This is a genomic window from Pusillimonas minor (genome assembly GCF_014237865.1).
In the GTDB taxonomy this organism is placed as follows: Bacteria; Pseudomonadota; Gammaproteobacteria; order Burkholderiales; family Burkholderiaceae_B; genus Neopusillimonas; species Neopusillimonas minor.
The window spans coordinates 1-22,581 of the sequence record NZ_JACJUU010000003.1 but is presented as its reverse complement, the minus strand read 5'-3'; the positions used below and the strand labels follow the sequence as shown (position 1 = coordinate 22,581).

Genomic DNA, 22,581 nt, shown 5'->3' with positions numbered 1-22,581 from the left:
ATTTTTTCGCCGTTAAAAATCGGTAGACAAAAGCTTTACCAGAATAGGAAATGCAATCACAAGAAACGTGCACGGGAAAATGCACACCACCATGGGGAAAAGCATTTTTACCGGCGCCTGCAAGGCAAGCTTTTCGGCGCGCAAAAAACGTTCATTGCGTCGTTGTTCAGACTGCGCCCGCAAAATGGGGCCCAGGCTCATACCCAGGTTATCGGCCTGCTCCATGGCCATCACCCACTGCTGAACTTCGGTCAGGCCTGTACGAGCCGCAAATAATTTCAGCGCGGCAATACGCGGCATCCCGGCGCGCATATCGGATTGCGCACGGCGCAGCTCTGACATCAGGGCGCCTTGCGGGCCATGCGTCGCGGCCTGAATCAACGCCCCTTGCAAATTTAAGCCGGCTTCAACACACAATGTGGTCATATCAAGCATGAACGGAAACTCACGCAGCATGCCAAGTTGCCGTTCTTTTGCACGGCGACGCAAGTGTTGAACGGGTAAACAGGCCAGCATACCGCCGGCGACCAGAGCACCACCAAACGATACAGGCCACCCGGCACCTGCATACTGAAAAAGCACCAACACCGATACCGCCGCGCCGCCAATGAAACACAACGCCTGGAGCGCGACGACATGTTCCGGCAGCCAGTCGTCGGGCCATGCTGCAAGGTTGACGAGCTGGCTTAGCTGCCGACGCCGGGCCCAGGTAATAAAAGGTCGACAGACCAACGCCAGCGCCTGAACCCAGGGCCAGACTGCACGCAACAACCCGCCACGCGCTTGCGATGAGGCAACGCAGCGATACTGCGCCCAAGGCCGAACAGCCAACCACAACAGACAAGACAGACTGATACCCGCAGCCATTACGCTGAGCCAGAACATACCCCCTCCTGTGACACACCCACCCTGGACAGAACGCCCACTACACCTCGATGTTGACGATACGACGGATCAACAGCACACCGGCCACCTCGAGCACAAGAACAATAACGATCAACGCCCAACCCATGGCACTTTCCCAAAGCTGCGCCATGGCCTGGGGCTCAAGATAATGCAGCGCCGCACCCAGCAACAGTGGCAACCCGGCCATCACCCAGGCTTGCATACGCCCCTGTGCCGTCAGGGCGTCGATGCGCCCCAGCAAATGCAACCGAGATCGCAGGGTAAACGCAATGCGCTCGAGTGTTTCAGCCAGATTGCCGCCGTTATGCATGGCAATGGTCAATGCAGAAACCACCAGGCGCGTGCTTTCGGTGGGCATGCGAAAAGACAAGCCGCCCAGGGCCTCGTCGAAGGCTCGCCCCATGCGCTGCTCGCGCAGCATTAAACCCAGTTCTTGCGACAATGGTGGCGCAAACCCCGAAACGACTTGCCGCAACGCAGATTGGACGCCAGAACCCGCCCGCAGCGCCCCCGCAAGCGCCAGCAACAAGTCGGGCAACTGGGCGTCGAATCGGGACAACCTGCGTTTGCGCGCCCGCCTGGCCAGTAGCGGCGGGACACCCAATGCGCCCGCACCTAACAACAGCGCCAACACAATATTGGAAGACAGCAAACCGACAAGAAGCACCACGACGGCACAGAACACCAGATTGACGACCCATAACTGACGCGCGTCGAGAAACAAAAACACTTCGGCCAACCGGACATCGGCCTGATCGGTAAAAATAGCGCGATAACGGCCGTAAGCCACAATCAAGGCCTGTTGCGCCAGGCGCGCAAGTAACGCGACCGCCAGCAACGTGAAGGCAAATAGGCCCATCATTAAATCAACCCTACCGGTGTCGTCCCGTTATTCGCGCAAGCGGCCCGATCAACAGCGAATGCCGCCGACGAAGGCCGCCACGGCGTGTGCTGGCCAAAGGTGTCGGGGCCCAATCCCGCCTGCCCCAGCAGCGACAACGACAATGATTCTGGCAAAACGCCGCAACCGCGGAAGCAAGCCGGGTCCTCAGGCTCGAACTGAAATAGTGTTTGCGACAGAATGCGCCCGCTCTCGGTACCCCCTATTTCGACAATAGCGGTAATCAGTCGTTGTCCCGAGGCCAACCGCGCTTGTTGAACAATCAAATCAATACTTGCGGCGATATGCTCCCTGACTGCAGTCAGGGGCAAGTCCATGCCGGCCATCAAGATCATGGTTTCAAGGCGCGCCAGGGCATCGCGCGGGCTATTGGCATGAAGCGTGGTTAACGAACCTTCGTGCCCCGTATTCATGGCGGCCAGCATATCAAAGGCTTCTGCACCCCGGCACTCGCCCACCACAATCCGGTCAGGCCGCATCCGCAACGCGTTGCGCACCAGATCTCGAATATCGATGCGCCCCCGGCCCTCGAGGTTGGCCGGTCGTGCTTCGAGTGTGACCCGATGTGGATGCGTCAGCTGCAGCTCGGCGGCGTCTTCAATCGTGACAACCCGTTCGCCTTTGGGAATACAGTTGGAGAGCACGTTCAGCAACGTCGTCTTGCCAGACCCAGTCCCGCCGGACACCAGAATATTTTTTCGGTGCTCGACACACAACGCTAAAAATGCGGCCATATGCGGGTCCAGCGCCCCGACATCAAGCAAATCAGACATGGTGGGCCGGCGTGCCGGAAATTTGCGTATGGTCAAACTGGCACCCCGCAACGCCACTGGCGGTATCACGGCATTAACGCGCGAACCGTCTTTAAGTCGGGCATCCACCATTGGCACGCTTTCATCGACACGACGGCCCAACGGCGCCACGATGCGGTCAATAACTTCAAGCACGGCCTGCTCGCTACTGAACATAGCCGGATGCCGCCGCAGTTGACCCGCCGACTCGGTATAAATTTCGTCGTACCGGTTGACCATAATCTCTGTAATAGTGGCGTCAGCCAGCAACGGCTCCAGCGGCCCCAACCCAACGGCCTCATTCACGACCTCGGTAATCAGCGCGGCCGTATCCATCCATTCGGGAAGCCGGTTGTCCTCGTGCACCAGCCGATGCACCACCCGCCGGGCCTCAGCGCGCAAATCCTCATCGCTTAACGCGGCAATATCGCGACGACGCAGGTCAAACTCTTTAATCAGGGCCTGATGAAACCCCACTCTTAAAGACAGGGCTTTTGCCTGTTGCGCCGCACTGAACAGCGTATCGTCGTCCATTGCGGGGGCGCCAGTATTTGCACTGTCTATCGAAGCTGTTGTGCCTGTCGCTGAAGCCGTCGCCCCATCGACAGTAACGTCGGCCCCTTCTTCGGGAGGGGACGACGCAGGCGTGTCGTCAAACATTTCGCCTTGAACTCTGATCAGACAAGGGCCGACTACGAGTTCGTCACCGGCAACCAGCGCAGTATGTTGAATGACCCGCCGACCATTCAAGGCTGTTCCGGCCAGTGAACCCAAGTCCTCAAGAAACAACTTGCCCGCCCGCATTTCGATACGGGCGTGCTTTTTTGCCACGCGCCACGCTTTGATGCGCAGACCGCAGTCGGCATCGCGCCCTATCGCCAACGGCAAAGCAAATTGCTCAACTGCCGTCTGCCCGTCTTCGTAGTGCAACGACAACGTCAACATTACGGCGCCTCTTTTCTATGCGGCACGGCAGCAGTGCCTGACCATTGCGAACCCGGCCCATCGTAAGGCTGCCACGCCTGCCGATCGCCGCCGTCAACTAACGCAGGTAAAGAGACTGCAGAACGGACAGGCGTATTGATGCGGGGCGCGCCATCAAAGGCGGCATCAAGCGCAACCGATGAGCGCCGGATACGATCGATCAGATCAGGATTTTCGGCATCCACCACCATGGGCGTGACAAATATGGCAAGCTCGGTTTCCTGGCGCTGAAAGCGCTCGGACCTGAAAAGCTCGCCAAGCACCGGGATATCGCCCAGCCCGGGCACCTTGCTGACGTTGCTGGAAAGCTCCCGAGAAATAAAACCCGCAAGTACAAGGGTCTGCCCGGAGCGCACATTGAATTCGGTAGATGCCCGACGCGTTTTAAGCGACGGGCCTGTAGGGATCGACAAGGCGGTGTCTATGGAGCTGACCTCGACCTCCATTCGGGACCGGATCGCCCCATTGGCCTCGACTTGAGGTGTAATACGCAATGAAACGCCGTAAGGCTTGAAAGACGTATTAGTATTGCCGCGAGCGTCGACAGTGGAATACGGTACTTCACCACCGGCCAGGAACTCGGCTGTTGCACCGCTGCGCGCCAGTAACTGCGGCTGTGCCAGAACCACGGCATCGCCGGTTTGGGCCAGCAACTTTATTTTTGCCGACAGCAAGGCGTTAGCACCAAAGTAACCCGCCGCAATACCAGCCGGAAACGGCAAGGCCAGCGGAGCCTCGGCCGGACGCATTTCAATGCCGCGCGACGCCCCCTCCCAGGCCACGCCCATTCCGGCACCCCCAACCGATTCGGTATCCCATCTGACACCCAGTTCGCGCAATTGACTTTTGGGTACCTCAACCACCTGCACATCCAGCAGCACCATGCGATCCCAGCCGATACTGCTCGTGAAATCAACCAATTGCGGGTAGCGTTTTGTCAGTGTCTCTACACGCTTTCGGTCGGCATCCGACAAATCGCTGCCCTCGACAAGCAGTTTGTCACCCACCACCGACACTTTTGCATTCGGAATTCGCTGAAGCACAGATTCAAGCTCGGCCTGGGTCTGCCGGGCCCCCTCGGGGGCTACTTCGACCTGATATCGGTATCGCAAACCTTGCGACGTCCATATCTGCACAGCGCTTGAACCTTCGTTGCGCGCAAAAACAATCACTTCCTTTTCTTCGGTGGTGATGGCATTGACCACATGGCCGTCACCCACCGCCACTCGCGCCACGTCGGGTAGGGCCAATACCCTCACCTCGCCGGCCTGCATCTGAAGTAACTGCTCGGTTTGCGCCTGAATAGGCCCGACAGCCATAAACGAAACAAGCATGGCCAAAATCGATGCAAAGCATTGCCGCGCGAACGCCTTGACAATGCGGACGAATAACTGAGGGCTAAAACCACAATTCATTGGGTCTCTCCGTCTGCTGCTTGCGGTTCACCGGCACCATCTTCAGCATCGTAAGTATCGTCTTCAACATGCTGACCGGTCTCATGACCCGGTGCAAAGCCGGGCGACGCTTCAGGCGACACACGCACCAGACGGGGCCGGGCAGGAAGATCGAACACCCCACTCTCCTGGCGGACCGCCGGCGCCAGCGGGTTCAGCCCCGGCAAAGTCAACTTTCCGGTACTGCCGTAGATGACCGGCGCCCGCTTCGGGCGCAAATTCAAGGGTGGGGGGCGAGCCACACCCAGCAGACTGGCCAGATCGCCTCGTACCGCCTTCCGGCTCGAATGGGCGTCGTCGGATCGCCTCAGGACAGATGTAATCACGCCCCCCTGACGCGCGGCCACCAACTTGACGGCATCTTCGGGCGAGGTATCGAGGGTGACCGTAGCAAAGCCGCCCGAATCCGCCCGGAGGGGCTGACCGTCGGCGGCCATGGTGTCTAGCCCCGTTGCCAATACTTGCACCCCTTGCAACAGGGGCGCCGTAATCCGCCGACGCTGGTAATCGAACGAGACATACAAGTCGATAAGGTCGCCCGGCTTAAGCAGGCCAGCGACGGCATTGATAGCATCGACCGGCATGGTAATTGCCCTGCGGCCTACCCCAAGCTGACTGGAAAACGGTGGCGGACCTGCGCCGCGCGTGTGGGCCGCCCCGATGGCATCGCCCGCCTTGAGCGCAACCGTCAAGACCTGCCCCACCACGTAAGAGACCCGCTCGGGCGGCATGGAATCGCTGGACACCAGCGCGCGAGGATACTGGCGCGTGGCCAGATGACTGGTGTCAAGCAAGGTGCCTGCCGGTAAATCGAACGCTGCCACGATACGACCAACGGTTGGAACAGACGCTGCCGCCTCGAGCTGGCGTACTTTTTGGTCGAGATGGCGCTGAGCCGCCAATGCGGCAAACACCCCCGAAGCCAGTGCCAGTCCCCACACCGCCAAAGTGCGCCCGGCAACCGGCAGGCGACGCGCGAATAGCTGCATATCAGCCGCCCCCCACCCGGACAGGCTCGGCAGCATGCAAGAAAATCGTTGTGCCGGCCCCCGCCTCATATGTTGAGAACAAAAGCTTGACGCTCTGTTTACGCCATCGCTCGAGGCTTCCGGCCGACGCTGCAGACAACGCCGTCCAACCTTCTTTTTGCAAACTTTCGCGCATCAGCCGACGCAGCGTCGCAGGCGGCATTGACGCGCTATACACCTCGTGGGTTGTCGTTGCCATCGCCGAATGCGTAGTTTGACTGTAGCGGGATTGCGCCCATTGCGACAGCCAGGGCAAGACGGCGGCCCGCTGCCCGACAGACGGTTTACCCGAGAGCAGCATCATAGACAACACACCCTTGATACCGTCGGGCGTTGTCGTAAGATCGGCCACCCAATGCTTGCGACCCGCCACACCAGACAACACCACCTTGTGACGCAATACCAACGCGCGCTGAAACACGCTGGAGAACTGGCTCAGGCGAGCAGCGACTTCCATGAGCGGCCCGGTAACCGAGAACATCCGCCAATACACTGGCTGTCCCGCAAGCGTCGACTGTTCTATAGGTTCCCACACCATATCGGGTGCAGCCAAACGCTCAAATACCCGCATGACATCGGCGCCGGCCTGCACCGGCGATGTCGCCCACAACATGCACCCGGCAAACGCCCACCGCATAACAAAATTTGGAGACATCATCCGGGGCTCCCGCCTGAAGAATCAAGGTGCATGGCGGGCACATCGCCCTGCCAGGGTGATAACCAGTCAAAGTCGGGCGCTGTGCGCGACCACCCCCTATCGAGTGGCGCAAGCACCGACGCGAGCGCTTGCCCCGTCGCCACTGAGCTACCGGCTGCCACCGACCACGCCGCCGCAGATGAACCCACCCGATGCAGCACACCGACGTCATCAGCGGCATGACCCGCCCCCACCAAAATAGACTGTTTGCCTATCAACAACGGGGCGGTGCCCGTATCCAGCGCCCGTGGCTGCAACTGCACAACGGCTTCGGTCAATACCCGATCACCCACACCCAGTGATGCGGCCAGTACCCCGGCACCATGCGCCCCAGCGCCAGGTTGAGCGTAGGGCGACAACACCGGCAAGGTATCGATATCGACCGACAGTTCGGAGCGACCCGCACGCAGCCACGACACGCCTGAACGAGTACGCCATTGGTGCGACGGACCGGAAAAGTAACGCTCACGTACCTGGTCGGTAGCCGCAAACAAACTGCCACCCCGTGTGGCCGCAAAGGCAACAGAACGACTGGCATGCGAAACCTGCAAGGCCATATCTTGCAGCCGAAACAACCAGGTTGATGCCGCCCACAGGCCGCACAGCACGACCAGCACCACCACCCCCTCGGCAAGTGCCTGACCGCGCGCCCGTGTTGTGGGCCGCCTCATGACCCCACCTGAGTGTTATGACGTAATGCCGGGCTGATCGCCAACCGCGCTTGCCAATACGGGTTGAACAGATTCTGTCGCTCGAGCCTGCGATCTGCACGCGCCTGCGGCCGCTGAAAGTAGGTTTCGGCGGCGCTATAGGTGTGCATGCGTTCGCCCGAGGCAATTGCGCGCACAAGACGCGCCGAGAAATACAGCGGTTTAGACTGGCCGGCCTGACGCACATCGAAGTACCCCGGCAGCCCGCGCATGGACCAAAGCGGACGCTGCGCCGCCGCCCTTGAATTTGCCAAAGGGTTGGCGGCGCCTGAAAAAATATCCCAGTCGGTATGCGTCTGGACCCAACGCCAAAAATCTTGCGCAGCAAAGTTGTCGGGGGGATTCTGCACATGGGGCATGTCGTGCCCGGTAGCTTGTTGACCAGCTATCCAGCCCCACCCCATTGCATATTCGCGGTAGTAGCAGCCTATCCATTTGTTCGATCGCAACGCATGGTAGGACTGCGTGTCTGTAACGGCCCAGCGCCCGTCTGAAGCAAGCCTGGTTTCACCCCTGCGACGCAGCTCATGACGCAAGTGGGGGCAGCGTGGATTGAACATCCAGGCATTACGCGCGGTTTCGTTGCGAGGGGCAAGAAATGCAAACCGCGCAACAACGTCGGTCACGAAACCCGACAACGACAACCCGCCCTGCAAGGTCAGATAATCATCCAGGCCGTCATCGGACACGTCCAGCGCATAATTCCCGTCCGGGTAGCTACGGTTGAGCACCTGGGTCATGGCCTCGTCGCGTGAACGACGCAAATTGGTGACGATATCTTGCTGCGCCTTGAACAAGGTGTCGTGCACCAGGCGATCGTGGGCGGCATAGGCTTGTGCCAGTGCCCCGAACCCGGCGGCGGTTGTTTCGCGCCCGGCGGCCATCGAGGCCGACGCATACGCCGCCCCATGCGACGGGCCGAACATCATGGCAATAAGATAGGCTGGCGGATTGCCCTGGCCCAATTGCCTGGCTTCGTGCCCGCCAAACAAAGCCCACGACCCAAGCGTAGCCAAATGCGCCATGGCAACCTGATGCCCTACCTGCGCCCTGTTAATAAACGACAATAAATTCAAGGCTCGCGCCTGTACCAGCGCACCGCTGTAGGCGGCCGCATCGAGCGCGTGAGTTTGGTCGGCCCGCGCGCCCAAAACCTGCCCTACCCCAAAGTACCGAACCATTGCCAATGCCGCCGCACCGGCCAGCAGCAACCCCAGGACCATGGATTGCCCGTGCTGGCGCGCCGGACCGCGCGATACAGAATAGGCAGCGCGCAACACCTTTACTGCCCGCCGCCGGCATTGCCGGTAAACGACTTCAGACTTTTGGCGGCAGTTTGCGCCGCCGCTGCCTGCGCGGCCGTTTGTGCCATTTGCGACTCGGCCGTGCCGTCTTCACCGGCCAGCTCTTTGGCCATCGCGGCGGTTTGCGACCTGACCACCTGACCAAAAGTTTGATAGACCGCGATGGCCGCCACTGCGACCAGCGCAACGACGATGATGTATTCGGTCATCCCCTGGCCCGCTTGTTTGTGCATCCGCATTCTCATAAAGCCCCCTTGATCAGATGACTGTCAGTGTGGGCGTTTGCTCTCGCGCCAACAATTCGCAAATGCCGAGTCGGCGAAAAGTGTCCGGCCGTCTACTAAAGGCCAACACCCCATCCGCAAAAAAAGTACAAACAGGCAGCCCCACCCAGGCCCCCGACGGTTTACACCGGCCTTAATTCACGCTTAAGATAATTAAAAACCTGTGGCCGGTCGCTGTACCCCCGTATTGCACTTCGGCACCACAGGGCTACGCCGCCATCAGTACCCAAAGCCATCGCAACACGACAAGCACCACTCCATGACCACTACACCCGCCAAACCTCGCAAACCCCGCGCCAAGGGCCGCCCCGACGCTGTTGACGGTGTGGGGCCCGAAGCCCTGGTGCAAGCCACTATTGAAGAGCTACGCCACACCACGCCTCAGGCGCTAACGCTGGCAGCGGTGGCGCAGCGCGCGGGGGTACACCCGGCGCTGATTCGTTATTACTTTGGCAGTAAAGACGGCTTGCTGACGGCGGCAACCCAGCAACTGGTAGAAGGCGAGCACGACACCGTGCGCCCATCGGTGCAAAGCCACGCACCATTGGGCGACAAGTTGGCGGCACGATTGCGCGGCATGATCGAGCTGATTGAAGCCAACCCGCACTTTCATCGGCTGGTGCTGGACCAGATTTATCAGAAGTCGGCCGAAGGCAAAGACAATGCCCTGCTAAACCGTGTGACGTCGCGCGGGATGCAATTGACAGTATCCATGCTGCACGACAACCCCCAAACCCCCGTTCGCGCCATTGACCCGCGCTTTTTGCATATTGCGCTAATCGGCCTGACTGAATTTTTTACGGCAGCCGGCCCGCTGCTGTCTGAACTATTTGGCGAAGATGCCGACCCGGCCGAGCTTAAAACGCGCTATGTCAACTTTCTGACCGACCTGATGCTACATGGGCTGGCAGAACCTAGCGCTAACCCTGATTGACCCAGTATTGTTAAGGGGCCAATAATTCACGCTAACGTTAATTAATTTAAATGCGTGAATTCAAATGCTTAAGAACTTTTGGTACGTTGCCTGTACCAGCGCCGAGCTGGCCCAGCAGCCGCTAGGCCGCATTATCTGCAACGAACCGGTCGTTATTTACCGGCAAGCCGACGGCACCCCCGCCATTCTTAAAAACGTATGCCCGCACCGGCAGGCGTGATTGCCTTTGCCCCATTCATGCTGGCCCAAAACAAAAATTACTACGCCCAACAAGGCCTGAAAGTGAACTTTGTGACGGCCAAAGGCGGCGCCGATGTTGGCAAGCAACTGGGCGCGGGCAACGCACCACTGGGCGGCGCGCTGGGCGACACCCCGATTATTCTTCGCCAGAACGGCATCCCCGTAAAAGGGGTGGCACTGCTGGGTGGCCAGGCCCTGCACCAGATCATGATGCGCGCCGACGCCAACATCAAATCGCCCGCCGACCTGAAAGGCAAAACCTTTACCGTCATGTCGTATCAAGACACCTCGTTTTACGCGACGCTGGCCGTACTGGCGCAAGCCGGGCTGAAGCGCGACGATACCGATGTGCAAGCCGCCGGCCCTGTCGGCATCTGGCAACTGGTGGGTACCGGCAAAGCCATTGGCATGATCGGCGCCCCCGAAAACGGCTTTATGGTTGAAGACGGCGGCATCGCCATGACGTACGAGTCCACCGGCAAGTACTTCCCCGGTATGGCGCAGGCCATCATGGCGTCTGAAAAAATGATTGCCGAAAAGCCCGAAATTATTCAGAAGTTCTTGAACGCCACGCTGAAAGCGTTTGCCGAGGTCCGTGACAACCCAGCACAGGCCACTGCCGAATACGTGTCGTTCATGCCGTCGTACAAAGGCCGTGAAAAATTTGTAGAGCAAGTGCTGACCTACTACGCAAAAAATGTGTATTCGGGCCAGGAACGCACCGGCAGCTTCGACCCCAAACGCGTATCGGCCCTGCAAGACTTTTATCTGAAAGAAGGCATTATTCGCGACCGCATCGACCTGAACGACCTGTTTACCAACCAGTTTGTGCAGGTGGCCAAATAAACCAAACGGCGTAGCAAAGCTGGGCCGCGCTTGATTTACATCAACTAAACAACCAGGCGCCTCAGTCGTTAATACCCCTGTCGGGTTACCATCCGGCAGGGGTTTTTACTGCCAATGACACAAGCAAGGGGCAATTTGCCCGGCTAATTTGGGGTAGCAGGCAGTTTCACCCACTTACAATTGCGGGTTAGACGTAGCTCGGACATAACCTCGCGCACCTTGTAGCGAAAAAACGGAACCCACACTCTGTATGCGTAAAAACCTGCCCGTCACCAACATCGAAACTGTTGTTCGCGAAGACCAGTACCTGATTTCCAAAACCGACATGAAAGGTCGGATTATCTATGCCAACCCGGCATTTATTGAAGTCAGCGGCTTTACGCGCGACGAGCTGCTGGGCAAACCGCATAACCTGATTCGCCATCCCGACATGCCCCCCGAGGCCTTTGCCGACCTGTGGGACACGCTAAAAGAAGGCAAGCCCTGGCTGGGTATTGTTAAAAACCGTCGTAAAGACGGCGGCTATTACTGGGTACTGGCCAATGCCTACCCGGTCGTCGAAAACGGCGAAGTCACATGCTACGCCTCGGTACGGGTCAAGCCCACCGAAGAGCAAATCAAAGCCGCCGAAGCCTTCTACCAAGAGATCAACGAAGGCAAGGTGCGTTGGCACACGGTCAAGGGCGGCCAAAAAGTCCGTAAAGGGGTACTGCGCCTACTGGACTACGCCGCCATGCCCTTTAACAATAGCCTTCGTTCCAGCCTGCTGCGCATGTCGGCAATGGGCCTGGGTGCTATTGGTATTGCCGGCTGGTTCGCTGCCCAGGGCGGCGTCCCCGCCAGCCAGGCCTGGGTTGTGTGGCCTGCCGTTGGCGTACTAACCGCAGGTATGCTGGGCTATGGCTGGCTGGTGGCCCAACGCGCCATTACATCGCTGGCCGATGCCGCCCGCGTGGCGCGGCAAATTTCGGCCGGCAACCTGACGCTTGAACTGCACGAAGGCAAAAGTGATGAGGTCAATAACCTTAACTTCTACCTCGACATCATGCGCAAGAGCCTGATCAGTATCGCGCACGACGTCGAAGTCGGCGTGCATTCAACGGCCCACACCGCGCAAGTCTTGTACGCCAACAACACGCATTTGTCGGCCCGCACCGAAGACAACGCCGCGTCGTTGCAAGAAACCGCAGCGGCCATGGAAGAGTTGACGGTCACCGTAAAGCAAAATACCGACAATGCCCACCTGGCCAGCCGCCTGGCCGACGAAAGCATGAAAATCGCACAACGCGGCGGCCAAGTCGTCGGCGAAGTCGTTCATACCATGGACGGCATCAGCGAAAGTTCACGCAAAATTTCAGACATCGTCACGCTTATTGAAGGCATTGCCTTCCAGACCAATATTCTGGCGCTTAACGCGGCCGTCGAATCGGCCCGGGCCGGCGAAGCCGGGAAAAGCTTTGCCGTCGTCGCGGGCGAAGTCCGCAACCTCGCGCTAAAAAGCTCACAGGCCGCCAAAGAGGTCAAAAGCCTCATCGACGACTCCAACTCGCGCATTACCGCGGGCTCCGAACAGGTATCGCGTGCCGGCGCCACCATGCAGGAAATCGTCGACTCGGTTCGTCGCGTCACCGACGTTATGGCCGAAATCTCAACGGCATCGGTCGAGCAAACCACTGGCCTGACCGAAATCAATCAGGCGGTCTCGCTGATGGACACCGTCACCCAGCAAAATGCCAACATGGTTCACGACCTGGGGCAAACCGTGCGCCACCTGTCGGCCGAGGCCGAAAACCTGGGCGTGGCCATTGCAGTGCTCAATACCGGCGTCGGCCAAAAAGGGCGCCCTGCCCAGGTGGGTTCCGACGAACCAAAACTGGCCGGCTAACCCGGCCTGTCGGCCGTGCTGCGCTAGCCGCCGCGTTACACGAGGCTACAATACCGGGGCCAACCGCAGGGTTGGCCCCGTTTTATTTCCGGAGACATCGTGAGCGTACCGATTTTTGACAGCTTCCTGACCACCACCGACATCATCGACGTTTTCGACGATGTCGCCGTGATTCAAGGCATGCTGGATTTTGAAGCCGCGCTGGCGCGCGCCCAGGCCGCCGAAGGCCTGATTCCGGCCCAAACCGCGCGCATCATCGAAAAGCACTGCGTTGCCGACACATTCGACATCAGCGCCCTTATCGTCGCCGCGCGCCGCGCCGGCAGCATGGCCATCCCGCTGGTCAAAGCGCTGACGCAAAAAGTGGCCGCCGAAGACGCCGAGGCCGCCACCAAAGTGCACTGGGGCAGCACCAGCCAAGACGTAATCGACACTGCGGCTGTACTGGTAACCCGCAAAGCCCTGGCCCTGATCGACGGCGAATTAAACAGCCTGGCGGCCCGCTTGCTCACCCTGGCACAAGCCCACACACAAACACCGGTATTGGCCCGCACACTTATGCAACCCGCGCAAGTCACCAGCCTGGGTTTCAAGTTTGCCAACTGGGCTGCACCGCTGGTGCGCAGTCGCACCCAACTTAAAGCGCTGGCCGACAACGCCCTGCAATTGCAGCTGGGCGGCGCCGTCGGCACCCTGGCTGTCATGGGCGACAAAGGCCCGGCGGTGGCCCAACGCGTGGCGGCCGACCTGGGGCTGGCCAACCCGCTAGCCAACTGGCATACCCAGCGCGACGAATGGGTTCGCCTGGGCCTGGAGGTGGCCGTATTAACCGGGAGCCTGGGTAAAATCGCTACCGACCTGAGCCTGATGGCCCAAGGCGAAATCGCCGAGCTGGCCGAACCGTCCGGCCAGGGCCGGGGCGGCTCCTCGGCCATGCCGCACAAGCGCAACCCGGTGTCGTCCATGATTGCGCTGGCCGCCGCAGGCCGCACGCCCCATCGCGCTGCTGCGTTGCTGGCCAATATGCCGCAAGAACACGAACGCGGGCTGGGCAACTGGCAGGCCGAACTGGCCGAATGGCCGGGACTGTTCTTAAGCGCCCACGGTGCGCTGACGGCATTGCATGAAGCGATGGACGGCCTGGTTATCGACACCCAACGCATGCGACAAAACATCGACGCCCTGCAAGGGCTGATTTTTGCAGAAGCGGTGTCCATTTACCTGGCCGGCGTCATCGGGCGCCCGGCTGCACATCACTTGATGGAAACCCTGACCGCTCGCGCCGTCACGGAAAAAGCACACTTGTCTGACGTGGTACGGGCTGCCGTTAACGCCGACGAGGCCTTGCGCACCCAGCTTGATCTATCGGCCCTGGACGCCCTTTTCGACCCGGTCAACGCCACCGGCAGCGGCGCCGCCATGGCCCGCACGCTTATCCCCCAGTTGCTTGCCCAACTGGCTTAACCCATATACTTGAACCTCAGGGATCACCATGACTTTTGATGCGACCAATCACGACTTTGAACGCGGCTTGAAAAATCGCCGTGAAATTCTGGGCGACGCCTGGGTCGACCGCTCGCTCGAGCGCGCCACCAATTTCAACGCCGAATTCCAGGAACTGATCACCCGTTTTGCCTGGAATGAAATCTGGGGCCGCCCCGGCCTGGAAAAGAAAACCCGCCGCGCCATGGTGCTGGCCATTACTATGGCGCTGGGTCGCTGGGAAGAATTTGAATTGCACGTACGTGCCGGCCTGGTCGGGGGCACACCCGAAACCCGCCTGACACCCGACGAACTGAAAGAAATCATTATCCAAACCGCCATTTATGCGGGCGTACCGGCAGCCAACACCGGCTTTACCCATGCGCAGGCCATCTTGAAAGAAGTCGGTGAAGAAATCGGCTACACCCTGACACCGCTGAACCCGGCCGACACCTGCCACCCGGGGATCGGTCACGAACACGTCACGCAAAGCAAGCCTGCCCTGCATTACACCCGCCGCCCCGCGCGTAACGGCCGGCCGCGTCAAACCGTAGTGCTTAGCCACGCGCTGGGTTGCGACCTGACCATGTGGGATCGCCTGGCCAATGTGCTGGCGGCCGAGTACGACGTCGTCTGCTACGACCATCGCGGCCACGGCTCGTCCGACGCACCGGCCAGCTTGTACACAATGGAAGCGCTGGCTGATGACGCCGCTCGCCTGATTGGAGAACTCGGTTGCGGCCCGGTGATCTGGATTGGCCTTTCGATGGGCGGTATGGTGGGGCAAGAACTGGCTATCCGCCGCCCCGAACTGGTGTCGAAACTAGTGATTGCCAATTCGACATCGGCATACCCCGATGCGGTGCGCGACGTGTGGCAACAACGCATTGCCACCGTTAAAGCCCAGGGCATTGAAGTGATTGCCGACGCCGTAATGGAGCGCTACTTCCATGCCGGCTTCCGGGCCGAACGCGCCGCCACCGTGGCCTCGTATCGCCGCCGTTTGGTGACCACAGACGCCGAAGGCTATATCGGCTGCTGCAACGCCGTGGGCACCGTCAATACCACCGACCGCCTGCCCCAGGTCAAGGCAGCCACGCTGGTGATCGCCGGCGAGCTGGACCAGGGCGCCCCGGTGTCGATGTCGGAAACCATGGTCAATCAAATCCCGGGCGCCAAGCTGGTTGTGCTCAAAGACGCCTCGCACCTGGCCGTGGCCGAACAGCCGCAAGCCTTTATTGATGCAGTTCAGGAATTTTTGAACGCCTGAAGACCGCAATGCAGATCGAGCGTTTTTACCGACCCGAAATAGGTTAAGTAAAAACAGACAGGGCTTTTCCAAGGCCTACAAAAAATCTGCACGCCGCAAAAAAACAGAAGGCCGGCGATATTTCGCCGGCCTGCTGTTTTTTAGTTTCGACGCAATAGCCCCGCCGAGGATGCTTATTCGTTTGCTGCGCGCCGACTGGCCCCGCGCAGGATTTTCATTAAAGCCTGCGCGGGGGGACTAAGTACCGCATCAGACCGATGTAACAGGCCCACCGGCTCTTCGGTGCCCTCGAACGCCAAAGGCAACCGGGCCAGCAGCCCGCGCGAGATATCATCGCGGACCGCACCGGCAGACGCAAACCAGACCGCGTCGGACTGCAACACGACCAGGCGGGCGACCGATACCGACAAGGTTTCAAGGCAGTTGCCGGGCAACTTCAGCCCACGGGCGGCCAGATAGTTTTCGGTATTGTGGCGCGGTACCGTGCCAGGCGGTGACACCACTAATGGGCAGGTAATAAGCTGCGGCAACGACAACCCCCCTTCCAGCAACGGATGCCCTGCCCTCACCACGGCAATCAGCGGCTCGACATACAACAACTCGAACGACAGCCCCACCATCATTTGCGGGTCGGCCATGCGCCCCACGGCCACATCCGATTCGCCGGCCTTCAGTTTTTCAAGAAGAGCGGTATTGGCGGCTACTTGAACCTCGACCCGTACCTGAGGATACTGCTGCCGAAATAGCGTCAGGGCCAGAGGCAGAATGTCGGGGGCAACCGTAGGCAATGCACCCACAATCACCGTTTCTTGCGAGGCCCCGCCGCCCTTGCCCACCGCACGCGCCGCACCGTCGAGGGCGTCGAGCACCGACAAGGCATGCACCAGAAAATGCTCGCCTTCAAGCGTCAGGCGAGCACCAAAGCGCCCACGACGCAACAGTGCGGCACCCACCATGTGCTCAAGCTCGACCAGCGTTTTGGATACGGCAGGCTGACTGAGGTTAAGCCTTTCGGCCGCCTTGCCCAGATTTTGCTCTTGGGCGACGGTGACAAAGCACTGCAAATGGCGCAAGCGCACCCGGTGAAGAAAGCGATCATTTTCCATAACCGCAAGTTATCAAATATTCGCCATTAATTCAATTTACATCACCCATAGCCCGCATTATGATGGCCCCACTGAGCTGCACGTCAGACCAGACAGAACAACCAGGAGAGCCCTCAATGACGACCCCTATCGACCAATTCGGCGAATTTCTGCAACGTGACCGCACGTGGCATCCGCCTGCCTACACCCCCGGTTATAAAACCAGCGTATTGCGGTCGCCGCAAAAATCGCTCATTTCCATCGAAAACGATCTGTCCGACATCACCGGTCCTCTGTTTTCGCGCGATGAACTGGGCGCCCTTGATAACGACCTGATCATGAACTACGCCAAGTCGGGCTTGCCCATTGGCGAGCGCATTCTGGTGCACGGTTACCTGCGCGACGAAAACGGTCGCCCCGTTCCCAACGCCTTGATCGAAGTCTGGCAAGCCAATGCTTCGGGCCGCTATCGTCACAAGAACGACAAGTACATTGCCCCCATCGACCCGAACTTCGGCGGCTGTGGCCGCGTCATTACCGACGAAAACGGGTACTACTTCTACCGCACCATCAAGCCCGGCCCATACCCATGGCGCAACGGCATCAACGACTGGCGCCCGGCCCACATCCACTACTCCATTTTTGGCACCGGCTTTGCCCAGCGCCTGATCACGCAAATGTACTTCGAAGGCGACCCGCTCATCCCCGGCTGCCCCATCGTGCGCGCCATTCCCAACGAAGACGCCGTACGCGGCCTGATCGCCCAAATGGATCGTGGCGCGTTTGTAGCCCTCGACAGCATGGCCTACCGCTTCGACATCACTATTCGCGGCTCGCGCGCCACCTTGTTCGAAAACCACATCCAGGGAGCCAAATAATGAACCCGAATACGCCTGTTTACCTGAAAGAAACCGCATCACAAACGGCAGGTCCGTACGTTCACATTGGCCTGGCCCCCAAGCAAGCGGGCTTCGATATCTTCGAAAACAACTTTGGCAACGTACTGGTTAAGCCCGAAACCAAGGGCGAGCGGATTCGTGTCGAAGGCCGTGTATTTGACGGCAGCGGCCACATCATCAAAGACGTGCTTATCGAATGCTGGCAAGCCAATGCGGCTGGCCGGTACAACCATCCTGCCGACAAGCAAATCGACAAGCCCGTCGACCCAAGTTTCCGGGGTTGGGGCCGTACCACGTCCGATTTCGAAAGCGGCGTGTACGCATTCGAAACCATCAAACCCGGTTCGGTCACCGGTCGTCATGGCAAACCCATGGCACCGCACATCAACCTCTGGATTGTCGCGCGTGGCATCAATATCGGCCTGCAAACCCGCATGTACTTCTCTGACGAAGAAGCCGCCAACGCGGCCGACCCGGTTCTGAACGGGATCGAATGGGTGGGCCGTCGCAAAACGCTGGTTGCCCAAAAGTCCGAGAAAGACGGCCAAGTGGTTTACACGTTCGACATCTACCTGCAAGGGCCAGACGAAACTGTGTTCTTCGACGCCTGATTTAGCGGCGTTATCGGGCACTGCCCGTAAGGTCAAAGCGGTACTTGGTCTTCAGACCAGTACCGCTTTTTACTTTATAAGCACCACTTTTACTGTGCTGCGCCCAGCAGCATATTGATTCTGGCGGCGGCCGCCAGCAATCGCGGCAAACACACCTCAAGCAAGTAGTGGGCATCGGCCTTGTCGGCCGAACCGCTTACGTTAATGGCCGCCACCACCTTGCCGCTCATGTCGCGTATGGGCGCTGCCATCGACACCAGCCCCGGCTCCAGCTCTTCACGCACCAGGCTCCACCCTTGCGCCCTGACTTGCAACAAGGTCTCGTACAACTCGTCGCGATCGACGACCGTACGCGGCGTGTAAGCCGTCAGCGTCATTTGAGCCAATCGTGCCTTAAGCACATCGTCGGGCAAGGCTGCCAGCAATACCCGGCCCATCGACGAGCAATGCGCCGGCAAACGGCTGCCTACGCCAAGGTTGATTGACATGATTTTGTGGGCCGGCACGCGCAATACGTACACGACCTCATCGCCATCAAGCACGGCAGCCGAACTGGATTGGCGCAATTGCTCGACCAACGCCTCCATGACGGGTTGCGCCCGCGTCCAGACCGGCAACGATGTCAGATACGCAAACCCAAGCTCCAGCACCTTGGGCGTGAGGCGGAAAAGCCGACCCTCGCTGGAGACATACCCCAGAGCCAGCAAAGTCAGCAAAATGCGTCGCGCGCCGGCCCGCGTCAGGCCGGTATTCTGGGCGACATCGGACAACGTTTGCGCGGGCGCATTGGCACCAAAACTGCGCAGCACCGCCAAACCACGCGCAAACGACTGGACATAACTGTCGCCCGGCCGGACCGACCCGACGGCCGAGGCGTTGTTGGCAATAGGTGATGAAGCGTCTGTCATGAAAAACCTGGTTGAGATACTGGCCGCCAAAGTGAAGAATGCCCACCTTCAAGGTAGCGGGACGGCCGGCACTGTTGCACGCACGCGCCCTTTACCGGGCCCGAGATTGACAACCCCGGCACGGCTGATTAAGCTAGACACGGTTAGTTCTATATACGAATATTTGTTCACTATACGAACATATTCTAAAATTTTCAACACAATGTTCGCAGGGAAAACATGATCAATAAAATTTCTCCCTCTGTCGAAGCCGCGTTGGCTTCGGTACACGACGGCGCCACCATCATGATTGGCGGCTTCGGCGGTGCCGGCCAACCTGCCGAGCTTATCGACGGCCTTATCTCACACGGCGCCAAAGACTTGGTCATTGTCAATAACAATGCCGGCAATGGCGACGTCGGCCTGGCCGCACTGCTTAAAACCGGGCGCGTGCGCAAAATCATTTGTTCCTTCCCGCGTCAGGCCGACTCCTACGTGTTCGACGAGCTCTACCACGCCGGCAAAATCGAACTCGAACTCGTCCCTCAGGGCAACCTGGCCGAGCGCATCCGCGCCGCCGGTGCCGGTATTGGGGCGTTTTTCACCCCCACCGGCTTTGGAACCGAGCTGGCCCAAGGCAAAGAGGCCCGCGAAATCAACGGTCGCAACTACGTGCTCGAATACCCCATTTTTGCTGACTTTGCGCTTATCAAGGCCGAAGTGGGCGACCGCTGGGGCAACCTGACCTACCGCAAAACTGCGCGCAACTTCGGCCCCATCATGGCCACAGCGGCCAAATGCACTATTGCCTCGGTTCACGAAATCGCCGAGCTGGGCACGCTCGACCCCGAAACCGTCGTGACCCCCGGCCTTTTCGTCAAACACATCGTTAAAGTCCCCCGCACGGCCACTGGCCCAGCCGGCTTCAAAACGGCTTAAGGAATCCTGACATGAGCGAACAACAAACTATTCCGTCCTGGACACGTGACCAGATCGCCGCTCGTGTGGCGGTCGATATCCCCGACGGTGCTGTCGTCAACTTAGGTATTGGCCTGCCCACCAAAGTGGCCAACCACCTGCCGGCCGACCGCGAAGTCATCTTGCACAGCGAGAACGGCGTCATTGGCATGGGCCCTGCCCCGGCCAAGGGCGAAGAAGACTACGACCTGATCAACGCCGGTAAGCAGCCGGTTACCCTGCTGCCGGGCGGCTGCTTTTTCCACCATGCCGACAGCTTCGCCATGATGCGTGGCGGCCACCTCGACGTGTGTGTGCTGGGTGCATTCCAGGTATCGGTTAAAGGCGATCTGGCCAACTGGAGCACCGGCGCACCCGACGCCATCCCTGCCGTCGGCGGCGCCATGGACCTGGCCATTGGTGCCAAAAAAACCTATGTCATGATGGATCTGCGCACCAAAACCGGTGAATCGAAGCTGGTCGATGCCTGCACCTACCCCTTGACCGGCATAGGCTGCGTCAGCCGCGTTTACACCGACGTTGCCGTATTCGACCTGGGTGCCGAAGGCGCACGTGTCATCGATATCGTCGAGGGTTTAAGCTTTGACGAGCTGCAAGCATTGGTACCCGTCAAGCTGGTCGACGCCCGCGCCTGACGCACAAGCAAACCGTGTGATGCACGCAACGCCGCCCCGAAACGGGCGGCGTTTTTAATGAGCGTCAACAGCGTTCCGACCGCCCCACGGCCTTACGCTCAATGCCCCGCCGGTTGCAGAAACCGGGCTTTAACTAGAACAGCCTGCGCTCCGCCTGGCGCCCTTTAACGACCTGCCAATTCGAGCATACTAGTGGCTTGCTGCCTGAATGCTTTGGGCGACACGCCCACGTGCCGTTTGAAAAAGCGCGTGAAATAGGCTGGGTCGGTAAAACCTAGGGCATACGACACCACACTGACCGTCATAGTGGTGTAAACAAGGTCGCGCTTGGCGGCCAGAATAATGCGCTGATGAACAAGCGCCAAGGCCGATTGGCCCACCCAGTGCCTGCACAGCAAATTAAGGTAGGCCGCGGTAATGCCGATGGCCTGCGCATATTGCTCTACCGACCAGCCTTCGGCGTAATGGCGCTCTATCAGCGCCCCGAACTGCCGGAAATACTCACGTCCGCGATCTTCCGGCCGCGCCTGGCCGCCCCGATTGTTGGCCGTTTGCCGGCTGATCCAGATAAAAATGCCCTGCAGCAACGACTCCATCAGACGTTCACGGTGCAATGCGGCGCCACGGTACTCGCGATCCAGCAATGAGAAAGCCAGGTCTACTGAGGCGTCGATCTCCACATCGAGCGGGTAGATTTCCGGGACCAGCAAGCCACTGTCGACCGCACCCAACGTTGACAGCAGCGTGTCGACCAAGGGGTGAGCCATCGTCACGACATGCCCCTGGGCATTGGGCGCAAAACGAAACCCATGCACGCACATTTGCGGCACCAACACCACATGGCCCGGCTGCATATCGTGCACATGATCATCCAGACCAACACGGGCCGTCCCGCCCTTCAGGTACAGCAACTGCACCAGCCCATGATGCTGGTGCAGCTTGATCTCCCAGTCGTGCAGGCGGCTGCGGTCGGCAATCAGTTCGCAATGCACCATGTCCGGCGTCAGCCACTGGTCGCTTTCGCCATACAGCTTGTAAACCGGCACGCGAGACGTTGTCGTCGATGTTGATGCCGGTGCCGGTGCCGGCGTTGGCGCGGGCCTGGACGTGGGCATGGGCGTGGACGTCAGTATCGCGGCGTTTGATGAAACGGGATTTTTTTGCGTCATTAATACAAGCGGGTCGCTAGGGTTCACCCTAGGATACTTTATTTTTCAGTGGGTTGAACTTAACGCTTAGATATTTATTTTCGAAAAGTACAATTATTATAGGCAAATATCCATTCCCTTCCCGGCCCACAAAGCGCAACATAATGCCATTCCAGTCACCACCACAGGTTTGAACTGGGGCACTCTCAGGAGCCATCATGAAAAAAATGAAAACACAAGTTGCCATTATCGGTGCGGGCCCTTCGGGCCTGCTGCTGGGTCACCTGCTGCACTTGCAGGGCATCGACACCGTCATCCTTGAACGCAAATCGCCCGAATACGTCCTTAGCCGCATTCGCGCCGGTGTGCTCGAACAAGGCCTGGTCGACCTGCTGCGCGAAGCCAAGGTCAACGAGCGCATGGACCGCGAGGGCATGGTGCACGAAGGTGTATCGTTCAGCTTCAATGGCGAACAGCGCCGCATCGACTTCAAAAAATACGGGGTATACGGATTTAATGGTTGATGGGGCACCTTCACCCCATCAATCTGATACCACCCTCAGATGGTTGATAGATCGACTCCGTAGTTGAGTTCCTCTGCGAAGTCCGGCAGTCCGTAACC

22 protein-coding genes and 1 pseudogene are annotated in these 22,581 nt (G+C 59.3%); 11 read left to right on the top strand and 12 right to left on the bottom strand.

Annotation, left to right across the window (positions count from 1 at the left end; translation table 11 throughout):
* Positions 1–12: 12 nt before the first annotated feature.
* The 9 genes from GTU67_RS05070 to GTU67_RS05030 form a co-directional block, all read right to left on the bottom strand.
* Entirely contained in the window at positions 13–885 is an 873-nt protein-coding gene (locus tag GTU67_RS05070; protein WP_185779057.1) for a type II secretion system F family protein, read from the bottom strand.
* Positions 886–925: 40 nt separating this feature from the next.
* The gene (locus GTU67_RS05065; RefSeq protein WP_249417587.1) at positions 926–1,768 is read right to left on the bottom strand and encodes a type II secretion system F family protein; all 843 of its coding nucleotides are present in this window, start codon (positions 1,766–1,768) and stop codon (positions 926–928) included.
* Positions 1,768–3,543: a TadA family conjugal transfer-associated ATPase gene (locus GTU67_RS05060; protein WP_185779056.1), complete on the bottom strand. Its 1,776-nt coding sequence runs from the start codon at positions 3,541–3,543 to the stop codon at positions 1,768–1,770. Before GTU67_RS05060 ends, GTU67_RS05065 begins: the two co-directional genes overlap by 1 nt.
* On the bottom strand, positions 3,543–4,916 hold the full coding sequence (locus GTU67_RS05055; protein ID WP_249417586.1) for a type II and III secretion system protein family protein: 1,374 nt from the start codon (positions 4,914–4,916) through the stop codon (positions 3,543–3,545). Before GTU67_RS05055 ends, GTU67_RS05060 begins: the two co-directional genes overlap by 1 nt.
* Positions 4,917–4,993: 77 nt before the next feature.
* The gene (gene cpaB / locus GTU67_RS05050; protein WP_185779055.1) at positions 4,994–6,025 is read right to left on the bottom strand and encodes a Flp pilus assembly protein CpaB; all 1,032 of its coding nucleotides are present in this window, start codon (positions 6,023–6,025) and stop codon (positions 4,994–4,996) included.
* A 1-nt stretch (position 6,026) separates the two neighbouring features.
* Positions 6,027–6,722 (bottom strand): hypothetical protein, encoded by a 696-nt coding sequence (locus GTU67_RS05045; RefSeq protein ID WP_185779054.1) that lies wholly within the window; start codon positions 6,720–6,722, stop codon positions 6,027–6,029.
* Complete coding sequence (locus GTU67_RS05040) at positions 6,719–7,432, bottom strand: hypothetical protein (RefSeq protein WP_185779053.1); 714 nt, start codon at positions 7,430–7,432, stop codon at positions 6,719–6,721. The genes GTU67_RS05045 and GTU67_RS05040 overlap by 4 nt, the downstream gene beginning before the upstream one ends.
* Positions 7,429–8,751: a hypothetical protein gene (locus GTU67_RS05035; RefSeq protein WP_346726980.1), complete on the bottom strand. Its 1,323-nt coding sequence runs from the start codon at positions 8,749–8,751 to the stop codon at positions 7,429–7,431. The genes GTU67_RS05040 and GTU67_RS05035 overlap by 4 nt, the downstream gene beginning before the upstream one ends.
* A gap of 2 nt (positions 8,752–8,753) precedes the next feature.
* A complete protein-coding gene (locus GTU67_RS05030) occupies positions 8,754–9,008 on the bottom strand; it encodes a hypothetical protein (protein WP_430458997.1) in 255 nt (84 codons plus the stop codon).
* A 310-nt stretch (positions 9,009–9,318) separates the two neighbouring features.
* On the opposite strand from GTU67_RS05030, the gene GTU67_RS05025 reads away from it, so the two are divergent.
* From GTU67_RS05025 to pcaCD, 6 genes are all read left to right on the top strand, one after another.
* A complete protein-coding gene (locus GTU67_RS05025; RefSeq protein WP_185779051.1) occupies positions 9,319–9,993 on the top strand; it encodes a TetR/AcrR family transcriptional regulator in 675 nt (224 codons plus the stop codon).
* Positions 9,994–10,057: 64 nt separating this feature from the next.
* Complete coding sequence (locus GTU67_RS05020; protein ID WP_185779050.1) at positions 10,058–10,213, top strand: Rieske 2Fe-2S domain-containing protein; 156 nt, start codon at positions 10,058–10,060, stop codon at positions 10,211–10,213.
* Positions 10,192–11,079, top strand: coding sequence for an ABC transporter substrate-binding protein (locus GTU67_RS05015; protein ID WP_185779049.1), 888 nt, complete (start codon positions 10,192–10,194; stop codon positions 11,077–11,079). The genes GTU67_RS05020 and GTU67_RS05015 overlap by 22 nt, the downstream gene beginning before the upstream one ends.
* A gap of 250 nt (positions 11,080–11,329) precedes the next feature.
* A complete protein-coding gene (locus GTU67_RS05010) occupies positions 11,330–12,964 on the top strand; it encodes a methyl-accepting chemotaxis protein (RefSeq protein WP_185779048.1) in 1,635 nt (544 codons plus the stop codon).
* A gap of 99 nt (positions 12,965–13,063) precedes the next feature.
* Positions 13,064–14,428 (top strand): 3-carboxy-cis,cis-muconate cycloisomerase, encoded by a 1,365-nt coding sequence (pcaB, locus tag GTU67_RS05005; protein ID WP_185779047.1) that lies wholly within the window; start codon positions 13,064–13,066, stop codon positions 14,426–14,428.
* Positions 14,429–14,456: 28 nt separating this feature from the next.
* A complete protein-coding gene (gene pcaCD, locus GTU67_RS05000) occupies positions 14,457–15,716 on the top strand; it encodes a bifunctional 4-carboxymuconolactone decarboxylase/3-oxoadipate enol-lactonase PcaCD (RefSeq protein ID WP_185779046.1) in 1,260 nt (419 codons plus the stop codon).
* A 173-nt stretch (positions 15,717–15,889) separates the two neighbouring features.
* Here pcaCD and GTU67_RS04995 read toward each other — a convergent pair whose 3' ends face one another.
* Positions 15,890–16,822: a LysR substrate-binding domain-containing protein gene (locus GTU67_RS04995; RefSeq protein ID WP_185779045.1), complete on the bottom strand. Its 933-nt coding sequence runs from the start codon at positions 16,820–16,822 to the stop codon at positions 15,890–15,892.
* Between the two features lie 116 nt (positions 16,823–16,938).
* Between GTU67_RS04995 and pcaH the strand changes: the two genes are divergently transcribed.
* Together pcaH and pcaG are read left to right on the top strand one after the other, a co-directional pair.
* The gene (pcaH, locus tag GTU67_RS04990; protein WP_093970294.1) at positions 16,939–17,679 is read left to right on the top strand and encodes a protocatechuate 3,4-dioxygenase subunit beta; all 741 of its coding nucleotides are present in this window, start codon (positions 16,939–16,941) and stop codon (positions 17,677–17,679) included.
* Positions 17,679–18,311 carry a protocatechuate 3,4-dioxygenase subunit alpha gene (gene pcaG, locus GTU67_RS04985; RefSeq protein ID WP_185779044.1) on the top strand — a complete coding sequence of 211 codons (633 nt, stop codon included), beginning with the start codon at positions 17,679–17,681 and terminating at the stop codon, positions 18,309–18,311. The genes pcaH and pcaG overlap by 1 nt, the downstream gene beginning before the upstream one ends.
* A gap of 89 nt (positions 18,312–18,400) precedes the next feature.
* On the opposite strand, the gene GTU67_RS04980 is transcribed toward pcaG, so the two are convergent.
* Complete coding sequence (locus GTU67_RS04980) at positions 18,401–19,219, bottom strand: IclR family transcriptional regulator domain-containing protein (RefSeq protein ID WP_185779043.1); 819 nt, start codon at positions 19,217–19,219, stop codon at positions 18,401–18,403.
* Between the two features lie 219 nt (positions 19,220–19,438).
* Between GTU67_RS04980 and GTU67_RS04975 the strand changes: the two genes are divergently transcribed.
* Both GTU67_RS04975 and GTU67_RS04970 read left to right on the top strand, forming a co-directional pair.
* Positions 19,439–20,137, top strand: a complete 699-nt coding sequence (locus GTU67_RS04975) for a 3-oxoacid CoA-transferase subunit A (RefSeq protein WP_185779042.1) — start codon at positions 19,439–19,441, stop codon at positions 20,135–20,137.
* 11 nt (positions 20,138–20,148) lie between these two features.
* Positions 20,149–20,811 carry a 3-oxoacid CoA-transferase subunit B gene (locus GTU67_RS04970; RefSeq protein WP_221893278.1) on the top strand — a complete coding sequence of 221 codons (663 nt, stop codon included), beginning with the start codon at positions 20,149–20,151 and terminating at the stop codon, positions 20,809–20,811.
* Positions 20,812–20,975: 164 nt separating this feature from the next.
* Here the strand turns inward: GTU67_RS04970 and GTU67_RS04965 are convergent, their stop codons facing one another.
* Positions 20,976–21,980 carry a helix-turn-helix domain-containing protein gene (locus tag GTU67_RS04965; RefSeq protein ID WP_185779041.1) on the bottom strand — a complete coding sequence of 335 codons (1,005 nt, stop codon included), beginning with the start codon at positions 21,978–21,980 and terminating at the stop codon, positions 20,976–20,978.
* 206 nt (positions 21,981–22,186) lie between these two features.
* Between GTU67_RS04965 and GTU67_RS04960 the strand changes: the two are divergent.
* A pseudogene (locus GTU67_RS04960) lies at positions 22,187–22,450 on the top strand (FAD-dependent monooxygenase); the annotation flags it as partial.
* Positions 22,451–22,581 lie beyond the last annotated feature (131 nt).